The sequence below is a fragment of the Halomonas sp. DP1Y21-3 genome (assembly GCF_019801245.1).
GTDB lineage: Bacteria > Pseudomonadota > Gammaproteobacteria > Pseudomonadales > Halomonadaceae > Halomonas > Halomonas litopenaei.
Window position 1 is genome coordinate 321,289 of the sequence record NZ_JAHVJM010000003.1, and the last position, 19,008, is coordinate 340,296.

The following is a 19,008-nucleotide window of genomic DNA, read 5'->3' on the forward strand; positions in this document are numbered from 1 at the left end:
GGCAAGACGCGGATCGCAAGATGTGGATAGCCAGACACGGCCCCAGCCTTGGAATCTCAGGCCTAATGCCGTGATGTTTCACGTGAAACGTTGCGGAGGAGCGAGGCCACAGACGCAGCCCGATTATGGCTTGTCGTGCGCTATCGTCTGTTACCACCCCTTGCCACCATCCCTTCCCCCCCCCCTTCCAACAACACCTCCATTCCTCCCTTTCTGATTCCCTCCTTCCATTCCCTTCTTTGAGATGACGCCAGCAGTATCGATACGCCGCCTCTTTGACCACTTCACTTGTCATCGCGCAAGCCAGATACCTTCCTCCACGTATCTTCCTGAAGCCCGTGTACTCCCCCGTAGCCGGCACGAATGCTGATATCGACCAGACATTTGGTATCAAAGAGGCGTGAGTCCTGGCTTGAGCGGTTGGACCTTATATCGCCAGATGTTTCACGTGAAACGTGCAGGCCTGACGCTGTCCTCAAGCGCCTGCCCCGCGTACAGCCTCCGTGGTGAAATCACGCCTTCGTCTTTCCTCTACTGACATCCATCGACGTCCACTGACTTCCATCGCCGACACACCGCGCCCACTCACCACCCACTCACCGCGTTCGCCAGCAGAATTTTCCGACCACAGCCAATGGCGTGCGGTCAGATGTGTATCTGCTCATTCGCGATACACCCTCGCCGGATGGCAATAGAAGCCTGGTGCACCCTGCCCTCTTATAGCGGGCCTTTCAAGAAACCAGTCACCCAGCCATCCAACCATTCGGCCGCTGGCAAGCTACTGATACTAGAACAGAAAAAACCCCGATCCTGAAGATCGGGGTTCTGTCGCGATATGTTTCACGTGAAACATCGAGGCCATGGGCCTGGGACTTCCTGCTGCACTAGATGTCCAGATTGGCCACCAGAGCGTTGCGCTCGATAAAGTCACGACGCGGTTCGACTTCATCACCCATCAGGGTGTTGAACATCATGTCGGCGGCAACGGCATCTTCGATGGAAACCCGCAGCATACGCCGCGTATTGGGATCCATGGTGGTTTCCCACAACTGCTCCGGGTTCATCTCGCCCAGGCCCTTGTAGCGCTGGATCGACAGACCACGCTGTGCCTCGTTCATCAGCCAATCCAGCGCCTCATAGAAGGTCTTGACCGGCTTCTTGCGCTCACCACGGGCGATATAGGCGCTTTCTTCCAGCAGCCCATCCAGCGTCTCACCGAGGCCAGCGATGGCGCGATAGTCGGCGCTGGTGAAGAAGTCCAGGCCCCAGACGTAGTCGGTGGTCACGCCATGGGCAATCAAGGTTACCGCCGGCAGGAAGAACCCGCGTTCATTGTCTTCCTGCAACGAGAAGGTGTAACGCGGTCCGCCCTCGTAGGCCACCAGATCGTCCATTTCCTTCTGCAGGAACTCGATCCAGTTCTGCATGGTGCCGCGATCACGAAGGCTGTTTTCGCCGTCAAGATGTGCCGCATGGACGATCTTGCGCAGCACCTCGCTGGGATAGACCCGCGACAGACGATCGATGCGCTTCATCACATCACGGTACTGGTTCACCAGAGTCTCAAGCTGAGCCCCGCTGATTCCTGGCGCATCTTCACTGACGCACAACCGCGCTCCGTCCAGGGCGGTGGTGGTCAGGTAGTCGATCATCGCCTGCTCATCCTTGAGGTAGAGCTCCTGCTTGCCACGCTTGATCTTGTACAGCGGCGGCTGGGCGATAAACACATGCCCGCGCTCGATCAACTCCGCCATCTGACGGAAGAAGAACGTCAACAGCAGGGTACGAATATGCGAACCGTCCACGTCCGCATCGGTCATGATGATGATCGAGTGATAGCGCAGCTTGTCCGGATTGAACTCCTCACGGCCAATGCCGCAACCCAGGGCAGTGATGAGCGTCCCGACTTCCGCAGACGACAGCATCTTGTCGAAGCGGGCCTTCTCGACGTTGAGGATCTTGCCCTTGAGCGGCAGGATAGCCTGGGTACGCCGGTCACGCCCCTGCTTGGCACTACCCCCGGCCGAGTCACCCTCGACCAGGTAGAGTTCGGACAGACCGGGGTCCTTTTCCTGACAGTCGGCCAGCTTGCCGGGCAGCCCTGCGATGTCCAGGGCGCCTTTGCGGCGGGTCATATCACGCGCCTTGCGCGCCGCCTCACGGGCCCTGGCAGCGTCCAGCATCTTGTTGACGATGGCCTTGGCTTCGTTGGGCTTCTCTACCAGATACTCCGAGAAAGACCGCCCAAGCTCCTGTTCTACCGCGGTTTTTACCTCGGAAGAGACCAGCTTGTCCTTGGTCTGGGAGGAAAACTTCGGGTCCGGCACCTTGACCGAGATGATCGCGGTCAGGCCCTCACGGGCATCGTCACCGGAGGTATTTACCTTGGTCTTCTTCAGCAACCCTTCCGCTTCAATATAGTGATTGAGCGTACGAGTCAGTGAAGCGCGGAAACCGGCCAGGTGGGTACCGCCATCCCGCTGAGGGATGTTGTTGGTGTAGCAGAAGATGTTCTCGGCGAAGGTATCGTTCCACTGCATCGCCACCTCAACCGCCACGCCATCTTCCCGCTCCACATTGAAGTGGAAGACGGGGTTGAGAACGGTCTTGTTGGTGTTGAGGTGGTCGACGAAGGCCTTCAGGCCACCTTCATAGTGAAACAGCTCTTCCTTGCCACTACGCTCGTCCAGCAGGCGGATAGCCACACCAGAATTCAGAAACGACAGCTCACGCAGACGCTTGGCCAGAATATCGTAGTGAAACTCGATATTGGCGAAGGTCTCGGGAGACGGACGGAAGTGCACCCGCGAACCGGTCTGCTCGGTCTGCCCCACCACAGCCAGCGGCGACTCGGGGACACCGTGACGATAGATCTGCTCGTGGACCTTGCCAGCACGCCAGATGGTCAGCTTGAGCTCTTCAGACAGCGCATTGACCACCGAGACACCAACGCCGTGCAGGCCGCCAGATACCTTGTAGGAGTTGTCATCGAACTTACCGCCCGCGTGCAACACCGTCATGATCACTTCGGCCGCCGATACGCCTTCCTCTTCATGAATATCGGTCGGAATGCCACGGCCATTGTCACTGACGGTGATCGACTCATCCGGATGGATGATCACCCTGATCTCGCTACAGTGGCCGGCCAGCGCTTCGTCGATGGAGTTGTCCACCAGCTCGAACACCATGTGATGCAGGCCGGTACCATCATCGGTATCGCCGATGTACATCCCGGGCCGCTTGCGTACGGCATCCAGGCCTTTCAGTACCTTGATGCTCGATGAGTCGTAAGCATGTTCGCTCATTGACCACTCCGTCGTGAAGTCTGTCTGTCTATGGCCTGCAGCTGGCCGAAGCCGTCAGCGTCTTGTTTCACGTGAAACATTGCCATCGGCGTATCGGGTTGCCACAGGTCGGCCAGTACCTCGTGATCCACGCTGGTGATGAAGGCCTGGCAGCGCATCCGCTCCAGCCACTGGCAAAAGATCCTTCGGTGGTTCTGGTCCAGTTCGGCGGGCAGATCGTCGATCAAGTAGAGACAGGTCCTGCCTGTCATCTTCTCGAGTAACCGTCCCTGGGCAAGCTTCAGTGCGCTCACGACGAGTTTCTGTTGTCCTCGTGAAAGCACTTCGACCGCTGGTCGTTTGTCGAGTCGAATCGCCAGATCCGCTCGCTGGGGCCCCTGCTGGGTAAATCCCATCTGACGATCGGTGTCGCGTCCCTGCTCGAGCACCTCGGCCAGATCTCGCTGTCGATCCCAGCCACGGCTATAGCGCAGCGTCAGTGATGGCAGTGAAATCAGCCCTTCCAGCGTTTCCTCGAATACCGGGATGAAGGTATCGATCCATTCCCTGCGCAGGATGTCCATGCGCTCGCCCGAAAGCGCCAGCTCATGCTCCCACACTGACAGGGATTGAGGCTCCATTCTACCATGCCTGAGCAGGGCATTCCGATGTTTCAGGGCGCGACGGAAACGCTGCCAGGCCTGCAGGAAGTCATGTTTCACGTGAAACACTCCCCAATCCAGGAACTCCCTCCTGCCGGCGGGAGACCCCTCCAGCAGGCGGAAGGCGTCGGGGTTGATCAACTGCAGGGGTAGGGTCTCCACCAGACGAGACACCCTGTCGAGTCGCTCACCGCCAATGCGCAGCGTCAATTCGCGCTCCTGACGCAGGCGGCGCAAACCGATCGATACAGGGGGATCACCGGCAAGGCGGCCATGCAGGACAAGGGCGTCAGCATCGTGGTGGAGTACCTGGGATAGCCGACGCGCCCGAAAGGACCGCCCCATGCCCAGCAGGTGGATACCTTCGAGCAGGCTGGTCTTGCCGCTGCCATTGCTTCCAGTGATCAGGTTGATCCCGGAAGATGGTGAAATATCAAAGGCCTGCAAGTTTCGCAGGCCTTGAAACATCAAGCGGTCTAGCGCCATGGAAAGGCCTTGCTGGCAACGAATACCGTCACAGGCGCATCGGCATCACGACATAGAGGGCATCGCCGCCACCGGGTTCTTCCATCAGCGCACTGCTGTTGGGATCGCCCAGCGTCATCTGCACGCGATCCTCACCCACGGCGTTGAGCACATCGATCAGATAGCCGACGTTGAAGCCGATCTCCATGGCCGGCCCGCTGTATTCGATGGCGATGTTTTCCTCGGCCTCTTCCTGCTCCGGGTTGTTGGCCATCACCCTCAGGTTGCCCTCTTCCAGATTCAGCCGTACCCCACGGTACTTCTCGTTGGAGAGGATGGCGGTACGCGACAGCACCTGACGCAACTCCGAACGTTCAGCGATGAAGACCTTGTCGCCGCCCTTGGGCACGACCCGCTCGTAGTCCGGGAACTTGCCATCCACCAGCTTGGAGGTGAAGGTGAAGTCCCCGGTGTGAGCACGGATATGGGTAGAGCCCAGGGTCAGGCTGACAGGCTCTTCGGAATCGTCGAGCAGCCGTACCAGTTCGAGTACACCCTTGCGCGGAACGATCAGCTTCTGGGCCGACTCAATGTTGATCTCCACGGGGCGAGAGCTGACCGCCAGGCGGTGGCCGTCGGTAGCCACGGTGCGGACCAGGTTCGGGGCGAACTCCAGCAGCAGGCCATTGAGATAGTAGCGAACGTCCTGCTGCGCCATGGCGAACGAGGTGGCGTCGATCAGCTGCTTGAGGGTCCCCCGCGGCAACGCCAGTTCGACACTGCTCTGACCATCTTCAATATTCGGAAACTCGGCGACCGGAAGCGTGGACAGGGTAAAGCGTGAACGGCCACTGCGCAGCACGGCCCGCCCGTCCTCGATGGACAGCTCCAGCTCGGACTGGTCTGGCAAGGACTTGCAGATGTCCATCAGCTTGCGCGCGGGCACCGTGATGGCGCCAGGCTCATCCACCTGGCTGGCCACGGTGCGGCCGACCAGTTCGACTTCCAGGTCGGTGCCGGTCAAGGCGACCTCGTCCTGTTCGACCTGGATCAGCACGTTGGAGAGCACCGGTAACGTCTGACGGCGCTCGACCACACCGGCCACCAGCGTCAGCGGGCGCAGCAGCGCTTCGCGGGAGATGGAAAATTTCATGTCGGCTCCACTTCTTGTCCGGGAGAGTGAGACGGTCACGCGGTTGATGACGTAGAGACGTTAACTGGTCAAAAGCCGCAACAGATTCTTGTAGTCTTCACGAATATCGGCGCTTTCTTCCTGCAGCGCCTGCACCTTGCGACAGGCATGTAGCACGGTGGTGTGGTCTCGGCCGCCGAAGGCGTCGCCGATTTCCGGAAGACTGTGATTGGTCAGTTCCTTGGCCAGGGCCATGGCGACCTGTCGCGGGCGCGCCACGGAGCGTGAACGCCGCTTGGACAGCAGGTCCGCCAGCTTGATCTTGTAGTACTCCGCCACGGTACGCTGGATGTTGTCCACGCCTACCTGCTTGTCCTGCAGAGCGAGCAGATCCTTGAGCGATTCGCGGATGAAGTCCTGGGTGATCGACTTGCCCATGAAGTGGGAATCGGCGATGACCTTCTTCAGCGCCCCTTCCAGTTCACGCACGTTGGAGCGAATCTTCTGGGCAATGAAGAAAGCCGCATCATGGGGTAGATCCACCTTGGCCTGGTCGGCCTTCTTCATCAGGATCGCCACCCGAGTCTCGAGCTCAGGCGGCTCTATCGCCACCGTCAGCCCCCAGCCAAAACGGGACTTGAGGCGCTCCTCGACGCCGCTGATTTCCTTCGGGTAGCGATCCGAGGTCAGGATCATCTGCTGGCCACCCTCAAGCAAGGCATTGAAGGTGTGGAAGAACTCCTCCTGGGAGCGCTCCTTGCCGGCGAAGAACTGGATGTCATCGATCAACAGCGCGTCGACGCTGCGATAGAAGCGCTTGAAGTCATTGATGGCGTTGAGCTGAAGGGCCTTGACCATATCGGCGACGAAGCGCTCCGAGTGAAGATACACCACCCGAGCGTTCTCGCGACGCCCCGCCAGGGCATTGCCCACCGCATGCATCAGGTGGGTCTTACCGAGGCCGACGCCACCATACAGAAACAGCGGGTTGTAGGCTCCCCCAGGGTTCTCCGACACCTGGCGGGATGCCGCCCTGGCAAGCTGGTTGGACTTGCCCTCGACAAACGTCTCGAAGGTGAAGTTGGGATTCAGGCCACTGGAGTGCTTGAGACTGCCCTCGACCTGAACCTGACGCTCACCACCGGGTGGACGCGTGACCGGCGCCTCACCGCCTTCGTCGCGCAGGCGGTCGACCTCGCGCTCATCCCCCACATCGCCGCGGGAGCTGGTGTGCACGGCCGCCGAGCGGGCCGGAGCGGCGGAGACAGGATCGCCGAGTTCGCGAGTCTGGGGTGGGGCCGGCGCAGCACGACGACTGCCCACCGTCAGCATCACCTTGGGCGGCTTGGCCGGCGCCAACTCCCGCATCAGTTCACTGATACGCTTGGCGTACTTGTCACTGACCCAATCGCGCACGAAGCGGTTGGGTGCCAGCAGCCTGAGCTGATTGGACTCCCCTTCTTCCGCCTGCAGAGGGCGAATCCAGGTGTTGAACTGCTGCGAGCTCAGTTCATCCTGAAGGGTTTGTAGACACTGTTGCCAGAGAGCGAGCGACACGCGAGCTACCTTGGTTGAAGAACGACCGCACATTGTAGCCTTGTCACCACGAGTTATCCACACGAGAACGGCACCGAAACCTAGCTGTGGAAAACCCTTGTACGCCATTCGGAGTTGTGCTGGAACAACTTGCTGGCGAACTAGCCCCTGTGGACAATCTCATCATTGATCCACCGGAACCACACCGCTCCTCCCCGCGGTCTCAACGTTTTCTCCACACTTTTATATGCAACGCAACATGTTGAAATTTCATACGAGAACACGCTTATCCACAAAAACTATCCCCAGTAGTAATAACAACATCAGTCAAGAACTTCTCTTTATTGTTATGTAGGCAGTGGGTCATGTCGCGAGGCCGGTCCTAGGTGGCTTGTTCACCCGCCGGTTCGGCTCGAGCAAGAGTTATCCCCAGCCGTCTGGTCCGGACTGGCAGGGGCGAACACCCTGAAACCTGCTTTCTGGCCCGCGAAAAGATTGCACCCAGGGCTTGAAATCACTAAAATATCCGGTCTTGAGCCGAATACCCCCGGGGGCCCGAGCGGATTCCGGGAGCCTCTGGATGTCTATCCGTTCCAAAAAACCACTGTGGGATTAACGAGTTATGAAGCGCACATTTCAACCGAGCGTTCTCAAGCGCAAGCGCGCGCACGGCTTCCGTGCTCGCATGGCCACCAAAAACGGCCGCGCCGTTCTGGCACGTCGCCGTGCCAAGGGCCGCAAGCGCCTGAGCGCCTAAGCGCAGGTCCTTCGTGGCCTGTCTGACCTTTCCCCGGCAATGCCGCTTGCTGACTGCCGGGGACTACCGCCAGGTGTTCGATGGGGCGGTCTACAAGGTTCACGGCAAGGGCCTGATGGCGTTGGCGATTCCCAATGACTTGGGACACCCTCGCCTGGGCCTGGTCTTCAGCAAGAAGAACGTACGCCGGGCCGTCGATCGCAATCGACTGAAACGACTGGCTCGTGAGTCCGTTCGGCATGCACAGCATCGACTTCCCGCCGTGGATATCGTCTTGCTGGCCAGGCGTGGCGTCAACGAGGTCGACAACGACACCGTGCTGCGCCAGCTGTTCGGCATGTGGCGTCGTCTCGAGCGCGAGGCCGAGAAGTCGACTCGTCCCTCGCGGACATCGACGACACCTCGCCACGCGAGTGACACCCGGGGTGACACTCGGTCACAGCCGAAGCAAAGCCGTAACTAGCAGCAAGAGGCTCTTCAATGCCGAACACACTTCGTCCGAGCATGAACGAGTCCCTCTTCCGGCCCCTTGACGTCACCTCTCGCGACGCGGAACGTTTCCGTACGAATACTGGCCTGCCTCCGGCAGGCTTTCGTGTATCTCATGTAGGCGTCTCGCGTGGCGCCATCGGCATGTTCACTTCCCTTCGGGCAGACCCTTCATGGACGTAAAACGACTACTCCTGCTGATCCCCCTGGCGGTGCTCGCCTACCTGATCATGGTGCAGTGGAACCAGGACTACGGTCAGCCGCCCAGCACCCCGGATGCTCCGGCGATCACCAGCAACGCGACCTCAAACGGTGCCGACGCCTCCACGTCGGAAGGCCTGGCGGCACCCAGCTCGGCCAATGATGTCGGCAGCGAGCTGCCCGGCAGCAGCGAGCCCGCTGCCAACAGTCGAGATCTCATTGCGGTCATCACCGACGTCCTCGACGTGCGTATCGACCCCCAGGGTGGCGACATCGTCTACGCCGCCCTCCCCCAGCATCTGATGAGCCAGGATGGGGATCGGCCCTACGTGCTGCTGTCCAATAACAGCACTCTGAGCTACGTCGCTCGCTCTGGACTGCAGCTTGACGGCAACAGCGGTCGTATCGCCTTCTCGCCCGAGAAGACCGAGTACCGCCTGGCCGACGGCCAGGACAGCCTGCAGGTGGATATGACCGCCACCGTCAATGGCGTCGACATCGTCAAGCGTTTCACCTTCAGTCGTGACGACTACGCAGTCGACGTCAGCTACCTGCTTGCCAACGCTGGCGAGGAGCCGGTCAGCGCACGCTTCATCGGCCAACTGGCCCGCGACAACAACCCGGATCCGTCCACTGGCCCCAAGATGGGCATGCGCTCCTTCCTCGGCGCGGCGTACTCCTCACCGGAGAACCGCTACGAGAAGATCGACTTCGAGGACATCCAGGCAGGCAACTTCCAGAACCGCGAGGTCGAGGGCGGCTGGGTCGCGATCATCCAGCACTACTTCACCTCCGCCTGGGTACCGCCGCAGCAGCAGGACAACCTGTTCTACGCCGCCACCGACAGTCAGGACCGCAACGTTGCCGCCTTCGCCGGCCAGGCCCAGACCCTGGCACCGGGCGCCGACGCCACCCTGGGTGCCACCCTCTACATGGGGCCCAAGGTGCAGGAGCGGCTTGAGGCCGTGGCACCGAACCTGGAGCTGACCGTCGACTTCGGCTGGCTGTGGTTCATCGCCAATCCGCTGTTCTGGCTGCTCGATCACATCCACGATCTGATCGGCAACTGGGGCTGGTCCATCGTCATCCTGACCATCATGGTCAAGGCTGCCCTGTGGCCGCTGTCTGCCAAGGCCTACAAGTCCATGGCACGCATGCGCAAGCTTGGCCCGGAAATGCAGCGTCTCAAGGAACGCTTCGGCGACGACCGCCAGAAGATGTCCCAGGAGATGATGAAGTTCTACCAGAAGGAAAAGATCAATCCGCTGGGCGGCTGTCTGCCGATCCTGATACAGATGCCGGTATTCATCGCGCTGTACTGGATGCTGCTGGAGTCCGTGGAACTGCGTCACGCGCCCTTCATGCTGTGGATCCAGGACCTGTCGGTGAAGGACCCCTACTTCGTCCTGCCGATCCTGATGGGCGCCTCCATGTTCGTTCAGCAGATGCTCAACCCGACGCCTCCGGACCCGATGCAGGCGAAGATCATGAAGATGCTGCCGATCGTCTTCACCTTCTTCTTCCTGTGGTTCCCGGCCGGTCTGGTCATCTACTGGGTGTGCAACAACTGCATCTCGATCATTCAGCAGTACGTGATCACCCGCAAGATCGAGGAAGACCCCAGCGTCGGCAAGGGCATGAACACCAAGTAAGTCCTCATGCATGACGCTTCCAGACCCCCGCTTCGGCGGGGGTCTGGCGTTTCAGGGCCCGCACCTCTGGCCACACCAGCCGGACTGGCAAAGCCAGGCGCTGCGCCTGACAATACGCCCGATCATCAAGGAGTCTGACCATGACCACGCCTCTCTACACCCAGGACAGCATCTGCGCCCTCGCCACGCCGCCGGGTCGGGGCGGCGTCGGCATCATACGCGTCTCGGGGCCCGCCTGTGGCGCGATTGCCAGCGCCATGCTGGGCCAGGTACCGGAAGCGCGCCAGGCCTTCTACGGACCGTTCAGGGGCGATAACGGGGTAATCGATGAAGGCATCGCGCTGTTTTTCGAAGGGCCACACTCCTTCACCGGCGAAGACGTGCTGGAACTTCAGGGTCACGGCGGCCCGGTGATCATGGACATGCTGCTCGAGCGCTGTGTGGCGCTGGGGGCACGGCTGGCCCGCCCGGGTGAGTTCTCCGAGCGCGCCTTTCTCAATGACAAGCTCGACCTGGCTCAGGCCGAGGCCATCGCCGACCTGATCGACGCCAGCTCCCGTGGCGCCGCCGAAAATGCCTTGCGCTCCTTGCAGGGCGAGTTCTCCACCCGCGTGCAGTCGCTGGTCCAGGGCCTGATCGAGCTGCGCATGTACGTCGAGGCGGCCATCGACTTCCCCGAGGAGGAGATCGACTTCCTCGCCGATGGCCATGTCGCGGCCAAGCTGGGCGCGCTCATGACGGAGCTTGCCGAGGTGCGTCGCAGTGCCGGCCAGGGCGCGCTGATGCGCGAAGGCATGAGCGTGGTCATCGCCGGACGGCCCAATGCCGGCAAGTCGAGCCTGCTCAATGCGCTGACCGAACAGGACACCGCCATCGTCACCGATATCGAGGGCACCACCCGGGACGTGTTGCGAGAACATATCCATCTGGACGGCATGCCGCTGCACATCATCGACACCGCCGGCCTGCGCGATACCCCCGACGCGGTGGAAAAGATCGGCGTGGCCCGCGCCTGGAGCGAAATCGAGAAGGCCGACCGGGTCCTGCTGCTGGTGGACGCCACCACCACCGAGGCCACCGACCCCATGGCCATCTGGCCGGAATTCGTCGAGCGCCTGCCGGACGCCTCACGCTTGACCCTGGTGCGCAACAAGGTGGACCAGAGCGGTGAAGCACCGGGACTCGATTTATCCACAACACCTCCTACGCTGCGGCTCTCCGCCAGATCACGTCAGGGTGTGGATAACCTCAAGTCTCACCTCAAGGAGATCATGGGCTTTCAGTCCACCACCGAAGGCCGCTTCTCGGCTCGGCGTCGTCACCTGGACGCCCTCGACCGCGCCCGAGAGGCCCTCGACAACGGCCATGCACAACTCGAAGGCTATGGCGCGGGCGAGCTGCTGGCCGAGGACCTGCGTGATGCCCAGCAGGCGCTGGGGGAGATCACCGGCGAGTTCAGCGCCGACGATCTGCTGGGTGAGATCTTCGGCAGCTTCTGTATTGGCAAGTGAAAGCCTGAAAATGCACAAAAGCCTTTAAAACAGACGCTCCACCAATAGCGAGCACTTACCCACGTTCATGCGCCAGCGATCGCCTCGCCATCCCTTCGGTGATGGCGAAGCCACGCCTGGCGCCGACATGGGGCGCCTGAGGCGTCCGCCATCACTGGTGCCAGGCATCCGCCCCCCGGCCGGCCGGACCGAGGGCTCGTCCAGGGCATCTGTCATACCCGCTACACTGTGGGCAGTGCCCCCTTGCCCACAGGAGTCCCCATGAAAGTCCTTCCCCTGGTTGTCGCAATGGCGCTAGGCAGCGTCTCGCTTTCCGCCCTGGCGGACTGGCAGCTGTCCGGTGACGATTCACGCCTGTGGTTCGGCTCGGTGAAAAACCAGAGCATAGGTGAGACCCACCACCTGGACGGTCTGTCCGGCGGTATCGACGATAACGGCAAGGTCACCATCGAGGTGGCCACAGAATCGCTGGACACGGGCATCGATATCCGTGATGAACGGATGCTCGAGCACCTGCTGGCCGCGGCCAGCTTCGCGATCTTGGCCCAGGTAGATACCTCCAGCTTCGATTCACTTGGCGTAGGCGAGACCCTGGCGACCAGTATCCCGGTCGATATCAGTCTCGGCTCGGCGTCGACCGAGCAGGAAGCCCAGGTACTGGTGGCAAGACTCGCCGACACACGCTGGCTGGTGGTGTCGGATCAGCCGGTATGGCTAAGCGCAGAATCGCTGGGCTTCGAGGAAGGCATCGCCGCCTTGCAGGAAATCGCTGGCCTCTCATCCATCGACCGAACCTCACCGGTGGGCTTTCGCTTGATGTTCGAAGCACCATGACCCGATTGGCGTCTGGCCAGATGACCAACGACCAGGCGCTACTCTTCGACCCACCAGCGCTGCTCGTGGCGCGCTGCGTCACCGAGCAGCGGTAGCCAGTCAGCGATGGCGGCCTGCATGCTGTCGCTGACACCCCAGGGCGGGTTGGCCACCAGCATCCCGCTGCCGTACATGCCGTGACTCGCCCCACCCGGGGGGTGCAGGATCACCTCGCTGCGCCATAGCTTGCGTACACCGCTGGCTCGCAGCCTGTCCAACAGCTCCTGGTGGCGTCCTGCGGGCAGCAGTGGATACCACAGCAGCAGCACCGCGTGGCGGACCTTGCAGAGGGCATGAATCATGGTCTCGGCGACCTCCTGGTACTCCGACTTGCGCTCAAAACTCGGGTCGACCAGCACGCACAGCCGCGGTGTCTTTACCGGGAGCAGTGACCTGAGCCCGGCCAGGCCGTCGCCATGCACGCGTCGAATATTCGCCTGCTGCCCTTCGCCTGCCAGTGACTGCCGGGCCAGGTGACCGTGCTCACCCGGGTGCAACTCGAACAGGGTCAATCGGTCCTGATCACGCAGCCGATGACCCAGCCACCAGGGCGAGCCCGGGTAGTGGGTCAATTGCTGTGGCCGCGGCTGAACGGAGTCGATCGCCTCAAGCCAGGTCGTCAGCAGTGGATTCTGTGCGCCCGCCTTGCCCGTCTCGGTGCGGCTGTCCCACAGGCGCTTGACGCCCGTCTGGTACTCCTTGAGCCGCGCGGTTTCTTCAGCCGCCAACGGATAGCTTCCTCGCCCGGCGTGAGTATCTATAAACGTAATGGCGCTATCTTTACGTAATAGGTGATCGATCGTGGCGTAAAGCCACAAGTGTTTATGAACGTCGGCGAAATTGCCGGCATGATAGGCGTGCTGATAGGAAAGCATGGATGGTCTGACCTGGTCGTGGGGCGAAAATCGTTCGCCGAGTCGATGGCGTTACGATAGCAGCAAGTAGGGGTCTGCGTGCAGACGTATGGACTCATAACAGACATTGGGCTGGTACGCTGTACCCCCACGAACCCGAGCCGTTGAATATCATGGAGCCGTCGCCAGATAGCGCTGTGACCAAGGTTGGGGCAGCAGCAGGGCTTAGGTGAGACCAGACCAGACCAGACCAGACCAGGAAAATTCTAGAGAGTCCTGAAGATATCTAGAGAGTCCAGGAGAGACCGGGCAGGAATGAAGAGATAGGCAGGTATCGAAAAGGCCCGCGCCTCTGTCGAGAGGTGCGGGCCTTGCCATTGCAGTCGCTGCAACGTCGCGACTTCAGCTACGGGCTATCGACGCAAGCGAGAGAAACCCACCGAGGTGGCGGGCCTCCCTCATACAGGCAGCCGAGTCGCCTTACCCCTGCTGGCCGGTCAGCGTCAGAGTAATCTCGACGCGACGATTCTGGGCGCGACCTTCTTCGGTGTTGTTGCTGGCGATCGGCTGGTTTTCACCGTAGCCGGTCACGTACAGACGACCAGAGGCGACACCCTGCCCCTGGAGAATAGAGAAGCCAGCCGAGGGGCAGGCCTCCCTCATACAGGTCAGGCAGCCGAGTCGCCTTACCCCTGCTGGCCGGTCGGCGTCAGGGTAATCTCGACGCGACGGTTCTGGGCACGACCTTCTTCGGTGTTGTTGCTGGCGATCGGTTGGTTTTCACCGTAGCCGCTCACGTACAGACGACCGGAGGCGACACCCTGCCCCTGGAGGTAGCTGCCCACCGACTGAGCACGACGCTCGGACAGACGCTGGTTGTAGCTGGCGTCGCCGGTAGAGTCGGTGTGGCCGGCGATATTGACGCGGGTTTCCGGATACTGGGTCAGCACGTTGGCCACGTCGTTAAGGGCACTGGTGGCACCACCGGTCAGATCAGAGGAATCGAAGCCGAAGGTCACGCTACTCGGCATATTGAGCACGATGTTGTCACCCTGGCGCTCCACGCCGATTCCGGTGCCCTGCATGCTCTGACGCAGCTGTTCTTCCTGGCGATCCATATAGACACCGATGCCACCGCCCACGGCGGCGCCCGCAGCGGCGCCAATCAAGGCACGGTCACGCTTGCTGGTGCTGCCGTCGCCACTGATGGCACCGGCAGCGGCACCGACGGCGGCACCCACAGCGGCGCCAATGCCGGTGTTGTTGCGATCGGTCTGGCCAGTGTAAGGATCCGTTGTGGAGCAGCCAGCCAGAATCACGGCGGCTGCCAGCGGGGCGATCAGTCGAGTCTTGCTGCTCATGGCGTCAACGTCTCCTTCCATGTGGTACATCATCCCTTTCAGTCTTCGCTGAACAGGGTCAAAAGGTCGTTCAAGAATAATAGACCTTGCGCAGAAGCTTGAACCCTGGCGGCGTCTTGCACAATAAGTCCCTTTTCACGCGCCTTGTCGATCTTTGGCGACAACTCTGCCACAGAGCGTCCTGTGTGTGCACACCAGGTATCCAGCGATACCCCGTCGACCAGTCTCAGTGCGTTCATCGCGAATTCCAGCGCCACCTCGTCGGGCTTCACCCGCCGGTGACCGGCCACGAAACCCCGTGGGTCCTGATGTCGCCGCAGGTAAGCCTCGGGCTGGCGAGTCTTCCAGCGACGCTCGATGTGGAAGCCCGACTCGCCCGGCTGGCTGATCTTGCCGTGGGCACCGGCGCCGATCCCCAGATAGTCGCCGAAGCGCCAGTAGTTGAGGTTGTGACGCGCCCGACGCCCGGGCTTCGAGTAGGCCGAGATCTCATAGCGTTGAAACCCTGCCGCCTCGAGACGCTCGTGGCCCAGGTCCTGGATATCCCACAGCACCTCTTCTTCCGGTAGCCGCGGTGGCTTGGCATGAAACTCGGTATTGGGCTCCAGCGTCAGCTGATACCAGGACAGGTGTTCCGGCGCCAGCGTGATGGCCCGCTCCAGGTCGGCAAGCGCGAGCTCCGGGGTCTGCCCCGGCAAGCCATGCATCAAGTCCAGATTGAGATTGTCGAATCCGGCTCGGCGAGCCTCATCGAAGGCGCGCTCGGCGTCCTCGCCGCCATGGATACGACCCAGCGCCGAGAGCTGTGCGTCGTGAAAACTCTGCACGCCAAGCGACAGCCGGTTTATGCCGGCACGGCGATAGTCGGCAAAGCGGCCACGCTCCAGCGTCCCCGGGTTGGCTTCCAGCGTAATTTCGATATCCGAGGCGAAAGGCACCAGCTGGCTCGCCGTATCCAGCAATCGGCGATAGAAATCTCCAGACATCAGACTCGGGGTGCCGCCGCCGATGAAGATGCTGACCAGCTCGCGTCCGTCGGCAAGCCTGGCATCGCTGCGCAGGTCGTCGATCAACGCCGCCAGATAGGCCTCTTCGGGGAGTTCGGCGCCGCGCCCGACACCGTGGGAATTGAAGTCACAGTAGGGACACTTGCGCACGCACCAGGGCACATGGACATACAGCGCCAGCGGCGGAAGACGAGACACCATCACGAACTCGACCGACGCTCGAGTTCGAGCAGCAGCGCCGAGAGGGCGCGACCGCGATGACTCAGTCGGTTCTTCTCCGCCGCGCCGAGTTCAGCGGCGCTGGCGCCCTGATCCGGCAGCCAGAACAGTGGATCATAGCCAAAGCCGCCCTCACCGCGCGGATGGGCCAGGATCTCGCCACGCCAGTCGGCCTGGACAATCAGTGGCACTGGATCCTCGGGATGCTCGAGCAGCACCAGCACGCACCAGTAGCTGGCACCACGACTCCCTTCGGGCACCTCGGCCATGGCCTCGAGCAACTTGTCGTTATTGCGACCGTCGTCCTTGGGTTCACCGGCAAAGCGGGCGGAATAGATACCGGGGCGACCATCGAGTGCATCCACGGCGAGCCCGGAGTCGTCGGCCAGCGCCGGCAGGCCGCTGATACGGCTGGCTTCCCTCGCCTTGAGCAGGGCATTTTCGACAAAGGTCAGTCCCGTTTCCTCGACCTCTGGAACGGCAAACTCCGACTGGGCGTGAACCTTGATGCCCAGTGGCGCCAGCAGCGCGCCCAGTTCCTTGAGCTTGCCGGCGTTTCCACTGGCCAGCACCAGTTCGGTAAGTTGACTCATGGTGTCGCTCTTGATGGGTAGTTCGATAGAAGACACGTCGGCACTATGCCGGCATGTTTGCCTATACTCTATCATGCGCGGTTTGAATGCCGTTTAAGCACAAAGTTGGAAAAAAGATTCAAAAAATACCGGGAAACTGTCCGAAAATTCGCTATTTTCTAGGACCAAGGTATGAAATATTTCGGTATAACCGTGTATCAAGCCTAACTTTACTATGCAGTAGTTACAGAACCTTACAAAATGAATGAAATAGGCCCATAATGGTCACCACTTACTAGTCATACCCATCCCTGTCAGCAGGCGTCTGCGGGTGCACGGAGACACGACGATGAGCAACAACACAGGACAGATAGTGCTGGTGACTGACCACAACCCTCAGTCACTGCTCTTCATCAACTATATCAAGGACCAATTCCACTGCCCTGTCTCCATCGCCGCCCCCGCCGACACCATCGAGATCGATGACAGTCAGCAGGTGCTGGTATTGATGGACGCCGACCACGTCGACGACGCCGCCATGCAGCATTGGCAGGACGTCAGTGCACGCCACAGCGGCCTGTTGCTCACCGCCTTCAACCTGCGTGACGAAGAGCATGCGCTGGAGGTGCTATCCTTCATGCATCTGCGAGGAGTCTTCTATCGTCAGGACAGCCTCGACAGTATCTGCAAGGGCATCGCCAAGCTGTTCGAGACCGACGATCTGTGGATGTCGCGCTCGCTGATGACTCGCCTGATCGAGTTTTCCCGCCGCCAGCAGCTCAATGCCTATCGACCGGCCTGTGGCCTGACCCAGCGCGAGATGGAGATCATCGGACTGCTGGGCTCCGGCGCCTCCAACATGGAAATTGCCGAACGCCTGTGCGTCAGCGAACACACCGTAAAGTCTCACCTGTACAACGTGTTCAAGAAGATTCGCGTCAGCAATCGCCTGCAGGCGGTCAACTGGGCACGCCAGAATCTCGGCGCACCGCCACCTCGACGCTCCACTGCGACACGCTAAGGCTCGACGACCGAGCCCCGGACCTACGGGGGCACGGATGCCTCTCGGCCGAAATCGAGCAACGGAATGAAGCGACTGCATCGACAACACAGGTGCAGCCAACAAGGACGCCGGCATCGCCGGCGTCCTTGTTGGTGGAGAAAGATACCTGGCTGGTCTCTCACAGCACGCGTATGTGCTCTTCGATCAGGCTGGCCAAGGTCTCCGCCGCGTTGTCGGCCGTGCTGTCCAGCCGCACCAGGTGCAGGCGTTCCTCGTCGGTGAAGTCTTCGAAGGCGTCCTGCTGTGCCGCCAGCACCGCCAGGCTCAACGATTCGTCCCGCTCATTGCGCACCGCACGTTTGCTGATGCGCCGTCTTAGCGTCTCGTCGTCGGCCTCGAAGCTTACCAGCAGCACCGGCAGTCCCCGGGCCTCGGCCTGCCAGCGCAACAGCTCGCGCTGCTTGCGCTCGAGGAAGGTGCCGTCGACACAGACCATGTAACCGGCATCCAGCAGAATCCCGGCGCAGGCGGCCAGGCGCTGGTAGGTCTTGTCGGTGGCCTCGCGGGTATAGATATCCACAGGCAGATCGTCACTACCCTGTTGTGGATTGAATCCATGCAGCACCAGGCGCTGAACATCAGAGCTCAGTCGCACCGCCCCCTGGCGTCCCACCAGGGTACGGGTGAAACGGCTCTTGCCGCTGCCCGACACCCCGACGCCGATCACCAGCGGCGGAAAGCGGAACTCCGCGTGGCGCTCCGCCAGGGTCAGGTAGCGGCGGAAACTGTTCATGGTCTCGGCCATCAGCGACGGACGCTCCTGGCCGCTCACCTGGCGGCGCTGCAGCGCACGGCGCATGCCCGCCATGGACTCGATGACCTGCAACAGTGACAGGATCCGTGCCAGCTCGTAGTCGCCACTGCGACGTAGATAGCCATCCAGCGCCTGATGGGAGAGCGTCATCTCGCCACGCAGTTCGAGTTCCACCCTGAGACTCGCCAGGTCATGGCCGGGATCTGCCATCTCGGGATAGTCGAAGGGCTTGGGATCCTGGGCAGCACTCTGGGCGACCACCAGACGCCCGTTGTCACACAGACGTACATCGGAGTACTCCATGTACCAACGGCTGGGACGCAGGCGATCCTTGCGCACCTCGATGATCGGAGCGAGACGATCGAATTCCTGATCCAGCCACACCTTGAGGGCGTCCAGGCGCTCGACATCCTCGTCCCCGGTCAGCAGGGATCGACAGGCCGAGAACTCGGCCTCGCTGCGGTGCTTGAGCACCGTCAGCGGTTCCGGCAAATCGCTCTCCGGCGGCAACGGCTCGGCGTGAAACTCGGCCAGCGCGTCCAGCAGTTCTTCCAGGGTAAATGGCTCCAGCGCGGTGTCCGGCGAAGCGGCGTCATTGCCAGTCATGGTCGGCTCC

At 61.3% G+C, this 19,008-nt stretch carries 15 protein-coding genes; 6 read left to right on the forward strand and 9 right to left on the reverse strand.

The window, feature by feature from the left end; translation table 11 throughout:
• Positions 1 to 884: 884 nt before the first annotated feature.
• Genes gyrB through dnaA form a run of 4 tightly spaced genes read right to left on the reverse strand, consistent with a single transcriptional unit; the run spans position 885 to position 7,100 of the window.
• On the reverse strand, positions 885 to 3,305 hold the full coding sequence (gene gyrB, locus KUV74_RS10160) for a DNA topoisomerase (ATP-hydrolyzing) subunit B (protein ID WP_045995091.1): 2,421 nt from the start codon (positions 3,303 to 3,305) through the stop codon (positions 885 to 887).
• Positions 3,302 to 4,432: a DNA replication/repair protein RecF gene (gene recF, locus KUV74_RS10165; protein WP_222516260.1), complete on the reverse strand. Its 1,131-nt coding sequence runs from the start codon at positions 4,430 to 4,432 to the stop codon at positions 3,302 to 3,304. The genes gyrB and recF overlap by 4 nt, the downstream gene beginning before the upstream one ends.
• 28 nt (positions 4,433 to 4,460) lie before the next feature.
• Positions 4,461 to 5,564, reverse strand: coding sequence for a DNA polymerase III subunit beta (gene dnaN / locus KUV74_RS10170; protein WP_045995089.1), 1,104 nt, complete (start codon positions 5,562 to 5,564; stop codon positions 4,461 to 4,463).
• A 60-nt stretch (positions 5,565 to 5,624) separates the two neighbouring features.
• Positions 5,625 to 7,100, reverse strand: a complete 1,476-nt coding sequence (gene dnaA, locus KUV74_RS10175; RefSeq protein ID WP_045995088.1) for a chromosomal replication initiator protein DnaA — start codon at positions 7,098 to 7,100, stop codon at positions 5,625 to 5,627.
• Positions 7,101 to 7,701: 601 nt separating this feature from the next.
• Between dnaA and rpmH the strand changes: the two genes are divergently transcribed.
• The 5 genes from rpmH to KUV74_RS10200 all read left to right on the forward strand — a co-directional run bounded on the left by rpmH (position 7,702) and on the right by KUV74_RS10200 (position 12,523).
• Positions 7,702 to 7,836, forward strand: coding sequence for a 50S ribosomal protein L34 (gene rpmH, locus KUV74_RS10180; RefSeq protein WP_008959105.1), 135 nt, complete (start codon positions 7,702 to 7,704; stop codon positions 7,834 to 7,836).
• Between the two features lie 13 nt (positions 7,837 to 7,849).
• A complete protein-coding gene (gene rnpA, locus KUV74_RS10185) occupies positions 7,850 to 8,299 on the forward strand; it encodes a ribonuclease P protein component (RefSeq protein WP_083970680.1) in 450 nt (149 codons plus the stop codon).
• A gap of 199 nt (positions 8,300 to 8,498) precedes the next feature.
• Positions 8,499 to 10,178, forward strand: coding sequence for a membrane protein insertase YidC (gene yidC / locus KUV74_RS10190; RefSeq protein WP_045995087.1), 1,680 nt, complete (start codon positions 8,499 to 8,501; stop codon positions 10,176 to 10,178).
• Positions 10,179 to 10,318: 140 nt separating this feature from the next.
• Entirely contained in the window at positions 10,319 to 11,689 is a 1,371-nt protein-coding gene (mnmE, locus tag KUV74_RS10195; RefSeq protein WP_213229459.1) for a tRNA uridine-5-carboxymethylaminomethyl(34) synthesis GTPase MnmE, read from the forward strand.
• A gap of 261 nt (positions 11,690 to 11,950) precedes the next feature.
• A complete protein-coding gene (locus KUV74_RS10200; RefSeq protein WP_222516261.1) occupies positions 11,951 to 12,523 on the forward strand; it encodes a YceI family protein in 573 nt (190 codons plus the stop codon).
• Positions 12,524 to 12,561: 38 nt separating this feature from the next.
• Here KUV74_RS10200 and KUV74_RS10205 read toward each other — a convergent pair whose 3' ends face one another.
• The 4 genes from KUV74_RS10205 to rdgB form a co-directional block, all read right to left on the reverse strand.
• Positions 12,562 to 13,437: a 23S rRNA (adenine(2030)-N(6))-methyltransferase RlmJ gene (locus KUV74_RS10205; protein ID WP_222516262.1), complete on the reverse strand. Its 876-nt coding sequence runs from the start codon at positions 13,435 to 13,437 to the stop codon at positions 12,562 to 12,564.
• Between the two features lie 665 nt (positions 13,438 to 14,102).
• Positions 14,103 to 14,777: an OmpA family protein gene (locus KUV74_RS10215; RefSeq protein ID WP_222516263.1), complete on the reverse strand. Its 675-nt coding sequence runs from the start codon at positions 14,775 to 14,777 to the stop codon at positions 14,103 to 14,105.
• A gap of 38 nt (positions 14,778 to 14,815) precedes the next feature.
• A complete protein-coding gene (hemW, locus tag KUV74_RS10220; RefSeq protein WP_222516264.1) occupies positions 14,816 to 15,985 on the reverse strand; it encodes a radical SAM family heme chaperone HemW in 1,170 nt (389 codons plus the stop codon).
• Positions 15,985 to 16,596, reverse strand: a complete 612-nt coding sequence (gene rdgB / locus KUV74_RS10225; RefSeq protein WP_045992730.1) for an RdgB/HAM1 family non-canonical purine NTP pyrophosphatase — start codon at positions 16,594 to 16,596, stop codon at positions 15,985 to 15,987. The genes hemW and rdgB overlap by 1 nt, the downstream gene beginning before the upstream one ends.
• 328 nt (positions 16,597 to 16,924) lie before the next feature.
• Between rdgB and KUV74_RS10230 the strand changes: the two genes are divergently transcribed.
• Positions 16,925 to 17,596, forward strand: a complete 672-nt coding sequence (locus tag KUV74_RS10230; RefSeq protein ID WP_045992729.1) for a LuxR C-terminal-related transcriptional regulator — start codon at positions 16,925 to 16,927, stop codon at positions 17,594 to 17,596.
• Positions 17,597 to 17,756: 160 nt separating this feature from the next.
• Here the strand turns inward: KUV74_RS10230 and KUV74_RS10235 are convergent, their stop codons facing one another.
• Positions 17,757 to 18,998: an AAA family ATPase gene (locus tag KUV74_RS10235; protein WP_045992728.1), complete on the reverse strand. Its 1,242-nt coding sequence runs from the start codon at positions 18,996 to 18,998 to the stop codon at positions 17,757 to 17,759.
• Positions 18,999 to 19,008: the final 10 nt, after the last annotated feature.

Coding starts and splice junctions, on each gene's coding strand:
- KUV74_RS10200 (WP_222516261.1), top strand. CDS start 11,951: ATGAAAGTCCTTCCCCTGGTTGTCGCAATGGCGCTAGGCAGCGTCTCG.
- gyrB (WP_045995091.1), bottom strand. CDS start 3,305: ATGAGCGAACATGCTTACGACTCATCGAGCATCAAGGTACTGAAAGGC.
- mnmE (WP_213229459.1), top strand. CDS start 10,319: ATGACCACGCCTCTCTACACCCAGGACAGCATCTGCGCCCTCGCCACG.
- recF (WP_222516260.1), bottom strand. CDS start 4,432: ATGGCGCTAGACCGCTTGATGTTTCAAGGCCTGCGAAACTTGCAGGCC.
- KUV74_RS10230 (WP_045992729.1), top strand. CDS start 16,925: ATGAGCAACAACACAGGACAGATAGTGCTGGTGACTGACCACAACCCT.
- KUV74_RS10205 (WP_222516262.1), bottom strand. CDS start 13,437: ATGCTTTCCTATCAGCACGCCTATCATGCCGGCAATTTCGCCGACGTT.
- rpmH (WP_008959105.1), top strand. CDS start 7,702: ATGAAGCGCACATTTCAACCGAGCGTTCTCAAGCGCAAGCGCGCGCAC.
- yidC (WP_045995087.1), top strand. CDS start 8,499: ATGGACGTAAAACGACTACTCCTGCTGATCCCCCTGGCGGTGCTCGCC.
- dnaN (WP_045995089.1), bottom strand. CDS start 5,564: ATGAAATTTTCCATCTCCCGCGAAGCGCTGCTGCGCCCGCTGACGCTG.
- hemW (WP_222516264.1), bottom strand. CDS start 15,985: ATGGTGTCTCGTCTTCCGCCGCTGGCGCTGTATGTCCATGTGCCCTGG.
- rdgB (WP_045992730.1), bottom strand. CDS start 16,596: ATGAGTCAACTTACCGAACTGGTGCTGGCCAGTGGAAACGCCGGCAAG.
- KUV74_RS10235 (WP_045992728.1), bottom strand. CDS start 18,998: ATGACTGGCAATGACGCCGCTTCGCCGGACACCGCGCTGGAGCCATTT.
- KUV74_RS10215 (WP_222516263.1), bottom strand. CDS start 14,777: ATGAGCAGCAAGACTCGACTGATCGCCCCGCTGGCAGCCGCCGTGATT.